Annotated in this window: 11 protein-coding genes and 1 pseudogene; 3 read left to right on the forward strand and 9 right to left on the reverse strand. The window is 63.4% G+C overall.

What is annotated here, in order from left to right; translation table 11 throughout:
* The 5 genes and pseudogenes from BLV07_RS35695 to BLV07_RS35715 all read right to left on the reverse strand — a co-directional run.
* Positions 1-234, reverse strand: a pseudogene (locus BLV07_RS35695) (IS110 family transposase); the annotation flags it as partial.
* Positions 235-1,289: 1,055 nt separating this feature from the next.
* On the reverse strand, positions 1,290-1,649 hold the full coding sequence (locus tag BLV07_RS35700) for a hypothetical protein (RefSeq protein WP_091895416.1): 360 nt from the start codon (positions 1,647-1,649) through the stop codon (positions 1,290-1,292).
* 850 nt (positions 1,650-2,499) lie between these two features.
* Positions 2,500-2,904, reverse strand: coding sequence for a YccF domain-containing protein (locus tag BLV07_RS35705; RefSeq protein ID WP_091895233.1), 405 nt, complete (start codon positions 2,902-2,904; stop codon positions 2,500-2,502).
* 236 nt (positions 2,905-3,140) lie between these two features.
* Positions 3,141-4,685, reverse strand: a complete 1,545-nt coding sequence (locus BLV07_RS35710; RefSeq protein ID WP_091895236.1) for an acyl-CoA synthetase — start codon at positions 4,683-4,685, stop codon at positions 3,141-3,143.
* Positions 4,686-4,813: 128 nt separating this feature from the next.
* Positions 4,814-5,623 carry a crotonase/enoyl-CoA hydratase family protein gene (locus BLV07_RS35715; RefSeq protein ID WP_091895237.1) on the reverse strand — a complete coding sequence of 270 codons (810 nt, stop codon included), beginning with the start codon at positions 5,621-5,623 and terminating at the stop codon, positions 4,814-4,816.
* Between the two features lie 105 nt (positions 5,624-5,728).
* Between BLV07_RS35715 and BLV07_RS35720 the strand changes: the two genes are divergently transcribed.
* Both BLV07_RS35720 and BLV07_RS35725 read left to right on the forward strand, forming a co-directional pair.
* Positions 5,729-6,601, forward strand: a complete 873-nt coding sequence (locus BLV07_RS35720; protein ID WP_091895238.1) for an SDR family oxidoreductase — start codon at positions 5,729-5,731, stop codon at positions 6,599-6,601.
* A 259-nt stretch (positions 6,602-6,860) separates the two neighbouring features.
* Positions 6,861-8,438, forward strand: coding sequence for a fatty acid--CoA ligase (locus BLV07_RS35725; protein WP_091895239.1), 1,578 nt, complete (start codon positions 6,861-6,863; stop codon positions 8,436-8,438).
* Between the two features lie 162 nt (positions 8,439-8,600).
* Here BLV07_RS35725 and BLV07_RS35730 read toward each other — a convergent pair whose 3' ends face one another.
* Positions 8,601-9,875, reverse strand: coding sequence for an acyl-CoA dehydrogenase family protein (locus tag BLV07_RS35730; protein ID WP_091895240.1), 1,275 nt, complete (start codon positions 9,873-9,875; stop codon positions 8,601-8,603).
* A gap of 211 nt (positions 9,876-10,086) precedes the next feature.
* Here BLV07_RS35730 and BLV07_RS35735 point away from each other — a divergent pair, with 211 nt between their 5' ends.
* Positions 10,087-10,866, forward strand: a complete 780-nt coding sequence (locus BLV07_RS35735; RefSeq protein ID WP_091895244.1) for an enoyl-CoA hydratase-related protein — start codon at positions 10,087-10,089, stop codon at positions 10,864-10,866.
* Positions 10,867-11,200: 334 nt separating this feature from the next.
* On the opposite strand, the gene BLV07_RS35740 is transcribed toward BLV07_RS35735, so the two are convergent.
* From BLV07_RS35740 to BLV07_RS35750, 3 genes are read right to left on the reverse strand one after another with little or no spacing between them, the layout of a single operon-like run.
* A complete protein-coding gene (locus BLV07_RS35740) occupies positions 11,201-11,578 on the reverse strand; it encodes a DUF6285 domain-containing protein (protein WP_091895247.1) in 378 nt (125 codons plus the stop codon).
* A gap of 2 nt (positions 11,579-11,580) precedes the next feature.
* Complete coding sequence (locus tag BLV07_RS35745; RefSeq protein WP_091895249.1) at positions 11,581-12,567, reverse strand: phosphotransferase family protein; 987 nt, start codon at positions 12,565-12,567, stop codon at positions 11,581-11,583.
* Positions 12,564-13,352 carry an enoyl-CoA hydratase/isomerase gene (locus BLV07_RS35750; RefSeq protein WP_091895251.1) on the reverse strand — a complete coding sequence of 263 codons (789 nt, stop codon included), beginning with the start codon at positions 13,350-13,352 and terminating at the stop codon, positions 12,564-12,566. The genes BLV07_RS35745 and BLV07_RS35750 overlap by 4 nt, the downstream gene beginning before the upstream one ends.

A 13,352-nucleotide genomic window follows, 5' to 3' on the forward strand; every position in this document is an offset into this window, starting at 1 on the left:
AGCCGGTGGCATCAACCGCACCTCGTGGCCATACCGGCCGATCACGCGCGCCCAATGATGAGCGCTGCCGCAAGCCTCCATGCCCACCAGGCACGGCGGCAACTGTGCGAAAAACTTCTCGACCGAGGCTCGCTTGAGCTGGCGCCTCACCACCACAGCTCCCGACGCGTCAATCCCGTGGACTTGAAAAACGTTCTTCGCCAGATCAACCCCAATCGTGCTAATCTTCGTCATGGACGGCTCCCTTTGTCTGGTTCGATTCAACATCACCAGTCTGGCACACCGATGCCGTTCGGGGGCCGTCCATCCCATCATTGCGAGCGTAGCGAAGCAATCCAGAATCTTTCCGCGGAGGAACTCTGGATTGCTTCGTCGCATCAGCGCAAAATTGCTTCGCAATTTTGTCGCGAGCTCCTCGCAATGACGGAGCAAGGGGCGGCATCGCAACTCTCTAACGCAGATTTCAACCGCAGACATGCCTTCGCCTTCTCGCGGCTGAATTCGCCCGAGCTTTGCTGTCCGTTTCGCCCTCGTCGAGAAGAAAGGGCGCAGGGAAGGCCGGGCGCCGGCTGGCACCCAGGGTCCGCACGCGAGAAACGCACGCGGGGTGACCACAGGTGACGCCGGGACATCCCGGCCTTCCCTGCGCAACGGTTTTACGGCTTATGGCGCGCTCTCCCCGGGGAGCGATGCACTATTGCCCCCGTCGCCTTGCGGATGATCGATGCGCGCACCCGGTCGGGCCGCTTCACCACCGCAAGCCTTGACGCACAGACCCCGGGCGTCAGGACCACACGCTTTTGCCGCCGCGGACGTCCCTCCCAAACATTCGGAAGCTCGCGCGTGCTCGCCCCCGAAGCCGAAAGGAAACGCTGTGACCGCGCCGTGTCGATCGCGCGGATCGCGATGGCTCACAGGCGTAGCCCGCCCTGCCACCTCGTCACGCGCCGGCGCTACCGCGTCCATCGCATCCCGGCCTACGTATCGTGACGATCGCGAAACGTCCCTTTGACGGGCCGGGATGCCTTGCGGTTTACCCGAAAGCACGAATTCGGTCAATCAGAATATTTTGTGGCCCTGTCCCTTGACCTGCATGTGGCGTGTTTTGCCCGTCGGGCAGCGCGAGGGATTGGGGGCGAAGGGCGGCCGAGCAGCACGTAGAATGGGTTGAGCCCCTTGCGAAACCCATCACGCTGCGTCACAGGCGGGAATTGATGGGTTTCGCTGGCGCTCTACCCATCCTACCGCTCTGCGCCCTGCGGGCGACCTCCGGCCTTGGCTCAACGCCCTCAACTGCGCTGTGCGGTCCAGTAGCCAGAACAGCGCGCGTTTCCTGAATGGCCGCTCCACGTCCCGCGGCCAAAATTGCTCGAGAGCCTACCTGAGCCGGAGGCGAATTTGTCCTGAACTGTCACCGACGCCCGAACTGCGCCGGAACGTGCCACATAGCCTCTGAACCTGACTAAATTCGGATGTGTAACTATTCCGTTGGTGATGTTGACGGTGAAATTATAGGTCGCATCGCAAGGTCCTCTTTGCGTCACGAAAATGAGGTCCCAGGCGCCGTCGAATGCAGAGCGGGCTTGCGCGACGGAGTGGAAGGCGATCAGCCAGCCCACGATCGCCACACAGGTGAAAAGCTTCTTCATTGTCTGCTCCAAGCTGTCTCCCACACATGGCGAGCGGAGCTGGCGAGTTCAATGCGGCTCGCCGGGGGCCGGAGGAGTGATGTCGGCCGCGGGTCAGAATGCGAAGAACTCAAGCTGAGCAAATCTAGCACGTAGCACGTAGGATGGGTTGAGCCCTTGCGAAACCCATCATGCTTCGTCACAGGCGGAGGGATTGATGGGTTTCGCTGGCGCTCTACCCATCCTACGAGCCGCGACCGTGTTCAACGTGTCATATAAAACACCACAAGAAACACGGCTATGATGAAGAGGAGGTCGATACTGGAAACGATTTTATCGACGGTCGTATAGGCCTACGGGAAACGCCGTCTGGCCCCTTGCCCGAGCCATAGCGCTACCACGGCAAGCCCGACGAAAAGACACAGGCCGGTTAAGAACGTCCACATAATCTTCTGGCCAAGCACCGCGACGTTGCGCAAGATCCGCGCGATTGGTCATGCGCGGATCTTTCGAATGAGTGATCCAGAAACTAATATAGCCAAACGGATGCAGGCAAGCCTGTTCAACGAAAGTCCGCCCTGGTCATAAGCCGCCAGTGATGGGCGATTTCCGCTCTGCCGGCGAAGAGTCCGCGTTTGTGGCAGGGCTATCGCATATGCCTTTCGAGCGATCTGAGTGCACGCCTCGTCCCTCGAGACGACCACTTCGCGGTCCCTCAGGATGAGGCTGAACGGCATCGGCTCCCGCAGAAACTACTGCCACACACTCCGCCCTCATCCTGAGGGCCCGCCAGGGGCGGGCGTCTCGAAGGATGCGCCGCGGGAAGACCGCCTGAAATGCGATAGTCCTGATCTTTCTGGGTACGCACGTCCTAAGCCGGCACGATCACCTTTCCGATCGGCCAGAGCGCGATGCCCGCAAGCTTCAGATGGGCCCAGGCAAAGGGGATGCCGATGATGGTCACGGCAAGCACCAGCGCGGTCACGAGGTGGCCGAGCGCCAGCCACCAGCCGGCGAGCAGAAACCAAATGATGTTGCCGATCACCCCGAGCGGACCGGTGCCGATATCGCTCATGCCGGTGACCTCATAGCGGCTGACCGCCCGCGAGCCGAACGGCAGCAGCGTGTAGACCGCGATATTGAACGCCGCCCGCGCCCAGGGCAGACCGATAATGGTGATGGCCATGATGATCGCAGCGACCAGCCACCCGAACGCCATCCAGGCGCCGCCGATCAGGATCCAGAGCAGGTTGAGCAGGATGGAAACGGGGGCCATGGGATGATCCGGTCGTGGATGACCACGTCTATATAGGCTCGAAATCTGTCGCCGCTAAGACAGTCCGATTGGCGCAACCGGCTACCGCCCCTCGAATTTCGGGTCGCGCTGTTTCGCCATCCGTTATCTCGTAGGGTGGGCAAAGGCGCGTTTGCGCCGTGCCCACGATCAATACCTGCGACCGTCCTGGTGGGCACGCTCCGCTTTGCCCGCCCTGCGGCACTACGTGTTCTCTCTCAGATCTTCCGGCCCGCCTGCTCCCAATAGGGATCGCGCAGACGGCGCTTGAATATTTTGCCGGAGTCTTCGCGCGGCAATCCCGAGCGGATCTCGATGTGCTTGGGCACCTTGTAATCGGCGAGTGACGTCTTCAGCCGCGCGCGGACATCGGCGGGATCGAGCGCGACGCCGGCCTGCGGCTCGATCACTGCCATCAGCGCCTCGCCAAACTCGGCATCGGGGATGCCGAACACCGCGCAATCGTGCACGCCGGGGACGGCATGCAGCACGGATTCGATCTCGGCCGGATAGATGTTGACGCCGCCCGAGATCACCATGTCGCGCTTGCGGTCGCAGATGAAGACGTAACCCTCTTCATCGATATAACCGACGTCGCCGGAGGTGATGAAGCCGTCGCGATCGATCTCGGCGCGCTTCTCCGGCTTGTTGTGATAGGTGAAATCGGCCATATCAGGCATGCGGGAAAAGATCTCGCCGATCTCGCCGGCAGGCAGCACGCGGCCGTCCTCACCGAGGAAGCGCAACTCGGCGCCGGGCGAGATCTTGCCGACCGTGCCGGGCTTCTTCAGCGCGTCCTCTGAGGTTGCGAAGGTGACGGCGCCGGATTCGGTCGAGCCGTAGAATTCGTGGATCACCGGCCCCCACCATTCGATCATGGCGCGCTTGACGTCGGCCGGACATGGCGCGGCGGCATGGATGACGTGGCGCAGCGAGGAGACGTCGTATTTCTTGCGCACCTGCTCCGGCAGCTTCATCAGGCGGATGAACATGGTCGGCACCATGAAGATGGTGTCGATTTTGCAGCGCTCGATCAGCTGCAAAAACTCCTCGGCCTCGAAGCGCGGCATCAGCACCAGCGCGCCGCCGAGCTTGCCGGCACGGATGCCGAATGAATTCGGTGCGGAATGATAGAGCGGGCCCGGCAACAGCGCGCGGGCGCCGGGCTTGAGCCCGTAGATCATGGCGCGCATGCGTTCGCCGGCGGCCTGCTGCTCCGGCCTGGGCGCATTGCGGCGGACGCCCTTGGGATGGCCTGTCGTCCCCGAGGTGTAGATCATGTTCATCGGCTGGGGCACGACCGGGCCATCATAAGGCTGGTGCTGCGCGAGCCAGGACTCGAAATCGATCGCAAAGTCCGGCGTCGCCAACTGATCGGGATCAATCCTGAAGTTGGACAGGATCTCCGGCGGCGTCGGTACGCTGAGCACGGTGACGCCTTTGGGGATCGCATCGCGCAAGGCGTGCAGCATGTCGGCATGTCCGATCAGCACGGACGTGCCGGTATCCCCGAGGATGTAGCTGATCTCCTCCGGCTTGAAATGCCAGTTGATCGGCACGCCATAGGCGCCCAACCGCATCGCGGCATAGGCGGCCTCCAGGAAGGCGATGTCGTTGCGCATCAGCATGCAGACGCAATCGCCCGGCTTGACGCCGAGCTTGGCGAGGCCGGAGGCGATGCGGTCGGCACGGTCAGCGATTTCGGCGTGGGGGCGACGACGGTTGCCGGAGACGATGCCGAGGAAGTGGGACGTTTCGCTCATTGTTGTTCTTCTTTTTGGTTGGAGTTGACCCTCATGGTGAGGAGGCGCGAAGCGCCGTCTCGAGCCATGAGAGCCCGTGGCCCATCCCTCGAGACGCCGCTTCGCGGCTCCTCGGGATGAGGGCCGTATCAATCCGCAAACTTCGGCGCGCGCTTCTCCAGATTGGCCCGCACCGCTTCGGTCTGGTTCGCGCTGCCGATCAGCTTCTGCTGCTCGACGGATTCGGCGAGCAGCGCCGGGCCCGGATCGACCGAGAGATTGTTGAGCAAACGCTTGGCGGCACGGATGGCATCGGGACTCTTGCCGGCGATCTCGCGCGCGATCTCGAATGCGGCGGCACGCGGGTCGTCGCAGATGCGCGTGGCGAGGCCGTAGGTCATCGCCTCCTGCGCGGAGAAGATGCGCCCGGTGTAAGTAAGCTCGCGCAAGATATCGTCGCGCACGAGCGAGGCGAGGATCGGCGTGCCCGCCATATCAGGGACGAGGCCCCATTTGATCTCCATCACCGACATCCGCGCATCCGCCGAGAGGAACCGCATGTCGGCACCGAGCGCGAGCTGGAAGCCGCCGCCGAAAGCGACGCCGTGCACGGCCGCGATCACCGGCACCGGAAGCTGGCGCCATCCCCATACCGCGGCTTGCGGAAAGTTCGCCTGGCCATGCGTGCGCTTGGTGAGGTCACGATTTTCGCCACCCGGAATTCCGTTACCACCTTTCTCCTTCATGGCGGCAAAACGCCCCATGTCGAGGCCGGCGCAGAAGGCGCGGCCTTCGCCGGACAGCACGACGACGCGCACGCTCTTGTCCTTCGAAAGCCGCTCGGTTGCAGAGACAAGGGCCTCGAACATGGCCTGATCCAGCGCATTCATCTTGTCGGCGCGCACCAGGCGCACGTCGGCAATGCCTTCCGAGATCGAGATCGAGACGCGCTCTTCCATGGATGAATTCTCCCCTGTTCTTGTTCGGTGCCGCTTTACACGAAGCTGGCGGCCGGATTTAGTCAATCGACCAATTAACTGACAATCCGTACGGGAGAAACAGCCATGTTCAAGGAAAATCTTCTGGCCGGACGGCGCATTCTCGTCACCGGCGGCGGCACTGGGCTTGGCAAGTCGATGGCGGCGCGGTTCCTCCAGCTCGGCGCCGAGGTGCACATCTGCGGCCGGCGCAAGATCGTCTGCGACGAGACCGCGACCGAATTGATGGATCTCTATGGCGGCCGCGTCAGCAGCCACAGCGTCGACATCCGCAACGCGCTCGCGGTCGAGGAGATGATCGAGACCATCTTTCGCGACGGTCCCCTCACCGACCTCATCAACAATGCCGCCGGCAATTTCATCTCGCGCAGCGAGGAGCTCTCGCCGCGCGGCTTCGATGCGGTCGCCAACATCGTCATGCACGGCACGTTCTACGTCACCCATGCGATCGGCAAGCGCTGGATCGCCTTGAAGCAGCCCGGCAACGTCGTCTCGATCACCGTGACCTGGGTGCGCAACGGCTCGCCTTACGTGGTGCCATCGGCGATGAGCAAGTCGGCGATCCACGCCATGACGATGTCGCTCGCTACCGAATGGGGCCGCTACGGCATCCGGCTCAACACCATCGCGCCGGGCGAAATCCCGACCGAAGGCATGAGCAAGCGCATCAAGCCCGGTGATGAAGCCGGCGCGCGCACCAAGGCGATGAACCCGATGGGGCGCGTCGGCACCATGGAGGAACTGCAGAACCTCGCAGTGTTCCTGATCTCCGGCGGCTGCGACTGGATCAATGGCGAAACCATCGCCATGGACGGCGCGCAGGCGCTCGCGATGGGCGGCAATTTCTATCAGCTCCGCGACTGGAGCGACGACGACTGGAAAGCCGCGCGCGAGAGCATCATGGCGCAGAACGAGAAGGACCGGGCGAAGCGGGGGTGAACGCTTTGTAAGGAGAAGTTTGAAGATATAGCTAAACGCTCCGCCGTCGTCCCGGCGAAGGCCGGGACCCATACGCTCCGCATCTTGTTTGGGAAAGATTGGTCATGACCAGTCTTCGCCAAATTGCAGTGGTTATGGGTCCCGGCCCCCGTGCGCAATTGCGCACTAGGCCGGGACGACAGCGAGGCTTCCCACCTTGTCTTCACCCGCGGATGACGCCACACTTCCCCGCATAAAAACAAGACACGACGGGAGAAACATGACCACACAGCCATTGGCTGACCTCGCCGACATGGTGCGCGAGCGCGCGAGAAGCCGCGGCGACGCCATCGCTTACGAGTTCGAGGGTCGGCTCACCAGCTTTGCAGAGTTCGATATCAAGACGAACCAAGTCGCCAACGCGTTGATCGCGATGGGCGTGAAGAAGGGCGACCGCATCGCCTATCTCGGCAAGAACAGCGACTTCTATTTCGAGCTGTTGATGGGCGCGATGAAGGCCGGCGTGGTGATGGCGCCGGTGAACTGGCGGCTCGCGGGACCCGAGGTCGCGTTCATCGTGGAGGACTGCAAGGCGCCGGTGCTGTTCGTCGGGCCGGAGTTCATCACGCTCGTCCGCCAGATCAAGGACAAGCTACCGAGCGTACGGACAATCATCACCACCGAGGGCGGCGCGCTGGAATGGACGGATTTTGCGGCCTGGCGCGATGCGCAGAGCGGTGAGAACCCGAAGGTGCCGATCGCTACCCGCGACATCGCGATCCAGCTCTACACGTCGGGCACGACGGGCAAGCCGAAGGGCGCGATGCTGTCGCACGCAAACTTCCTCAACCTGGTGCAGTCAGGCAATGCCGAAGACAAGCCGGAGTGGAACCGGTGGTCGATCGACGATGTCTCGCTGGTGGCGATGCCGGTCTTCCACATCGGCGGTTCGGGCTGGGGCGTGATGGGGCTCTATCACGGCGCCCGCGGCGTGATCGCGCGCGAGTTCGATCCAACAAAAGTGCTGGATTTCTTCGAGCAGTCGGGGATCACAAAGCTGTTCATGGTGCCGGCGGCGATGCAGTTCGTGGTGCGGCAGCCACGCGCCAGGACGGTCGATTTCTCGCGCCTGAAATACATGCTCTATGGCGCCTCGCCGATACCAGCGGCGCTGCTGAAGGAGTGCATCGAGATTTTCAAATGCGGCTTCGTGCAGCTATACGGCATGACCGAGACCACGGGCACGATCGTCGCGCTGCCGCCGGAAGACCATGTCGAGGGTCTGGAGCGGATGCGCTCGGCCGGCAAGGCGCTACCGGGCGTCGAAATCGCGATCCTGGACGTGGCCGGCAAGCCACTGCCGCCGCGTGAGGTCGGCGAGATCGCGACGCGCTCCGGCTCGAACATGGCCGGCTATTGGAACCTGCCCGAGGCGACCGCCGCGACGCTTTGTTCCGACGGCTGGCTGCGCACCGGCGATGCCGGCTACATGGACGAGGACGGCTATCTCTACATCCACGACCGCATCAAGGACATGATCATCTCCGGCGGCGAGAACATCTACCCGGCCGAGGTCGAGAGTGCGTTGTGCGATCATCCCGATGTCGCGGAAGCTGCCGTGATCGGCGTGCCCGACGACAAATGGGGCGAGGCGGTGAAGGCGGTCGTGGTGATGAAGCCCGGCAGGCAGGCGAGTGCCACCGACATCATCAACTTCACTCGCGAGCGCATCGCCGGCTACAAGACGCCGAAGAGCGTGGAGTTTCTGCCGACGCTGCCGCGCAATCCATCAGGCAAGATCTTGCGGCGGCAATTGCGCGAGCCGTATTGGGCGGGGAAGGACCGAAGGGTGAATTAGCCACGGCTCTCTCCTATCGTCGTCCCGGCGAAGGCCGGGACCCATACCCACCGAACGTGGTTTGGCGAAGACCGGCGGTTGCAATCTCGCCTCAAACTGCGTCCTGGGGTATGGGTCCCGGCCTTCGCCGGGACGACGTTGGAGAGAGAGCGCCGCAGGAAGCTAATGCTTCCCCGGCCCCATATAGCCGAACAAAAACCCCGCCACCTTGCGCATCTGGATCTCCTCGCTGCCCTCGGTGATCCTGTAACGCCGGTGGTGGCGGTAGATGTGCTCGAACGGCTTGTGGCGTGAGTAGCCCATGCCGCCGTGAACCTGCATAGCGCGGTCGGCGGCTTCGCAGCAGAGGCGGTTTGCCCAGTAGTTGCACATCGAGACGCGGTCGGAGAGCGTGCGCTCGATCTGCTCCTCGGTGAGCTGGTCCATCTCCCAGGCGGTCTTGCGGATCAGAAGACGCAGCATCTCGGCCTGCGTGGCGAGCTCAACCAGCGGGAATTGGATGGCCTGGTTTTCCGCGAGCGCCTTGCCGAACGGCTTGCGCTCGCGGGCGTACTTCACGCTCTCGTTGATGCAGTAGACGGCAGCGCCCAGCGAGCTCGCGGCCTGCCGGATACGGTTCTGATGCACGAAGCACTGCGCCAGCGACAGGCCGCGGCCGACCTCGCCGAACAGCGCATCCTCAGGCACGAACACGTCAGTAAAACTGACGCGGGGATGATCGGTCGGCATGTTGAAGGTCCACATGTACTCTTCGACCTTGATGCCGTGGCTCTTCGCCGGCACCAGGAAGCAGGTGATGCCGCGCGCATCGCCATCATTGCCGCTCGTGCGCGCAAACAGCGCGCAATGCGTGGCGACATGCATGCCGGTCGTCCACATCTTCTCGCCGTTGATGATCCAGCCCTTGACGTTGTCGCGGGTCGCCGGCACCGCACGTGTCTCCATGTGGGTCGCGTCCGAGCCGTGATGCGGCTCGGTCAAGCCAAAGGTGATGCGGTACTTGCCTTTGATCGAGTCGTCGATCATCGCCTTCTGGTCGTCGCGGCCATAACGATCGAGCATGGTGACGACGGGGAAATTGCCGACGATGGAATGCTCGTTCTGGAGGTCGTTGTGCAGCCCGAGACCCTTTGCGGCAAAGTGCTCGCGGATCACGGCCATCCAGAGATTGGAGCCGTCCTTGCCGCCATATTGCTTCGGCACCGGAAAGCGCAGATGGCCGGCAGCGTCCGCAAGGTCCTTGGCCTTGCGCAGCAGCGCTTCCCATTCGTGGCGTGGCAGGCCGCCATTCTCGAAATCGGTGCGCGCCCATTCGCGGCGGTGATCGAAGAAGCGGATGTTGTCGTTGGCCTCTTCCAGCGGCTTGATCTCGCGTTCGATGAAACGGTCGAGCTCCCCGAGATAGGCGACGAGATCGGCAGGCAATGAGAAATCCAAGGGCTCTCTCCCGGAATGATTTTTCGTTTTGCGTTAAGGCGCTACGCGCATTCTTGCTTCGCATGATTAAGCGGAGAAGAGCGCATCCAAGTCAAGCAAGCCGAGACGTGTGAGGCGCGCAAGGCGCGCTTGCGCAATTCGATGGTGCTCAGGTGCACCCGCGCGCTACTATGCCGGCAATATTCCTTCACGAGAAAATGCGGGAGCGATCATGGAGCTGAAATTTTCGAAGGTGGAACGCAAGGGCCCGATCACGATCGTCACGCTATCGCGCCCCGAGGTCTACAACGCGCTGCACACCGATGCGCATTTCGAGCTCAATAAGGTGTTCGACGACTTCTCCGCCGATCCCGAGCAATGGATCGCAATCGTCACGGGTAGTGGCGACAAGGCGTTTTGCGCCGGCAACGATCTGAAGTGGCAGGCGGCTGGCGGCAAGCGCGGCTGGGACAAGGGCGGCTTTGCCGGCCTGACCTCGCGGTTCGACTGCGACAAGCCGATCATCGCAGCGGTGAATGGCGTCGCGATGGGCGGCGGCTTCGAGATCGCGCTGGCCTGCGATCTCATCATCGCCTCGGAGAATGCCACCTTCGCCCTGCCCGAGCCGCGCGTCGGCCTAGCTGCGCTCGCCGGCGGCCTGCACCGGCTGCCGCGGCAGATCGGGCTCAAGCGCGCCATGGGCATGATCCTGACCGCACGTCATGTCAGCGCCAAGGAAGGCTATGACCTCGGCTTCGTCAACGAGGTGGTGCCGCAGGGCGAGGCGCTTAGCGCTGCGTTGCGCTGGGCTGAGATGATCACCAAGAACTCGCCGATGTCGATCCGCGCCTCGAAGCAGGCGATCCAGAAGGGGCTTGGCGTCTCGCTGGAGCAGGCGATCGAGGAGCAGCGGGAGTATCCGGCGGTGAAGGCCATGGCAGCGTCGCAGGATTACATCGAGGGCCCGAAGGCGTTCGCGGAGAAGCGGCCGCCGAAATGGGTGGGGAAGTAGGAGCGCCGTCGTCGCGAAAGACATGTCCACAGCACAGCTGTCATGCCCCGCGCAGGCGGGGCATCCAGTACGCCGCGGCTTCCCGGCTCGAGCACGACGGCCTCTGGAATACTGGATCGCCCGCCTGCGCGGACGATGACAGCTGAGAGCTTGGATGGCGAGTACCACAAACTCGTCATTGCGAGCCAACGGGTCCGCGCGAAGCGCGGCCCGATGACAGGCTCCGCGAAGCAATCCAGAATCTTTCCGCGGAAGCAGTCTGGATTGCTTCGTCGCATCAGCGCAAAATTGCTCCGCAATTTTGTCGCGAGCTCCTCGCAATGACGGGAGAGGCCTACCCGCCCCTCGACAGCTCGCGATTGTATGACGCGTAATTCGGCTGATCGACTGCGAGCTTGTCCATCGTGGTCGCCCAGAGGTGCTCGGCGAGTCCCGGCGTTGCGAGGTCCATCTCCCCTTTCGCGATGCGATCGGCGAGCGTGCGGTTGAGTTCAGTCACCGTTCCGTCCATACCGAGCAGCGCGCGCAGACGCTCCACCTCCCTTGCATCGCTCCCCTCCTCCCGCGTCAATTGCCGCGTGACGAGGTCGAGGATGTTGATGGCGACGCGCAGCTTGAAGGCCTGGTGGCCCGAGATCAGCGGCGTGATGTCGTTGCGCAAAAAATCTGCGACTGACTTGGTCAGCTCGATCGGTGTGGGTTCGTCCTGCATGGTCAACTCCCGCGCGGCGCCAGCAGCCGCAACAGATCGATCTCGGTCTCGGAGGCGCGGCGGCCGATCATGGCGCGCTCCATGGAATGGTCGGGCCCCTCGCGGAACCGCTGCATCATGCCGCCGCACATGATGCCCCAGCGTAGCGTGCCCATCACTTCCCAGAATTTCACGCGCGCCGGATCGACCTTGCGGCCGGCGGCCTCATAACCTGCGAACAGCTCCTCACGCGAGCCAAAGCCGCCGACCGGCTTGTCGATCTCGCCGAAGCGCCACGAGTTGACGCAGACCCAGCCGAGATCCTCCATGGGATCGCCGAGATGGGCGAGCTCCCAGTCCAGCACGGCACGGATACCGTTGGCGCCGATGATGAGATTGCCATTGCGGAAATCGCCATGCACCAGCGTCTCCTCGGCCGAGGGACCGGGATCGTGATCGCGCAGCCAGCGCAGCGCCAGCTCGAACACGGGCTTTGGCCAGTTCAGGCTGCGATAATCGCGCTCGAACTCAGAGATCTCCTCGGTCGCACCCCGGCTGCGCAGCTCGGGCAGCTTGTCCTGCGGCAGCCTGTGCAGGCCGGCGAGCACGCCGCCGATCTGCCGCGCCAGCAGCGGCCGTGCGGCTGCGAACTCGTCATCGCGAAGGATCTTGCGTGCGATGGTCTCGCCCTCGACCCGCTGCATGATGAAGCCGGTGCCGAGACTGTCCTCCGGCGTGAGCACATGCATCACCCGCGGCGACGGCACGCCGGCCTCGTATGCGAGCTGCATCAGCTGCGCTTCAGCGGCAAGACCTGCCGCACGCGTTGGCGCAGCGCCATAGCCCTTCGGCGAGCGGCGCAGGATCGCGCCGATCGGACCATCGGGATGCACGACGTCGAAGCGCCAGGTTTCCTGGCTGGCGCCGCCCGAGAGCTTTGCCGCGCCGGTGACACCGGTCGCCCCCTTGCACCAGCGCTGGACGCTGCGTGAAAGCTCCGCCTCGATCATTTGCCTTTGAACTGCGCGGGCCGCTTCTCCAGGAACGCGCCGACGCCCTCGCGAAAATCCTGGGTGTCGCCGGCGCGGAGCTGGCACTGGAATTCAAGGTTGAGCTGATCCTCGAAGGAATTTTCCGGGCTGTCCCAATAGAGCTTGCGGATCAGCGACAGCGCGACCGTCGGGCCGCTGGCGAGCTCGCGCGCGAGCTTCATCGCCTCCTCCATCAGCACGCCGTCGTCGTAGACGCGGTTGACGAGGCCCCATTCCAGCGCCTTCTCGGCCGGCAGCCGCTCGCCCATCAGCGACAATTCGATCGAGCGCGCCCGGCCGACGAGGCGTGGCAACAGCCAAGTCGAGCCGCAATCCGGCACGAGGCCGATGCGGCGGAAGGCTTGCAGGAAATAGGACGAGCGCGCGCACAGGATCATATCGCCGAGCAGTGCGAAGCTCATGCCGGCCCCGGCGGCCGGGCCGTTGACCGCGGTGATGATCGGACAATGCAGGTTGCGGATGCGGCGCAGGAAGGGATGAAAGCCGGTCTCCAGTGTCAGGCCGGCCTTGGTCTTCTTCGACTGATTGTTGCGGCCCTGGAGATTCGCGCCGGTGCAGAACGCCCGCCCCGCGCCGGTCAGCACGACGCAGCGCACCTCGTCCCTCTTCTCCTCGATGGTATCAAGCGCTTCGGCAAGACCGCCCAGCATGTCCAAGGAGACTGCGTTCATCACCTCCTGATGGTCGAGCTTGAGGATCGCGACCGAACCATCGAGATCGAGCGTGACGTGTTTGAACTGCAT

The organism is Bradyrhizobium sp. Rc2d, from assembly GCF_900099855.1.
GTDB lineage: Bacteria > Pseudomonadota > Alphaproteobacteria > Rhizobiales > Xanthobacteraceae > Bradyrhizobium.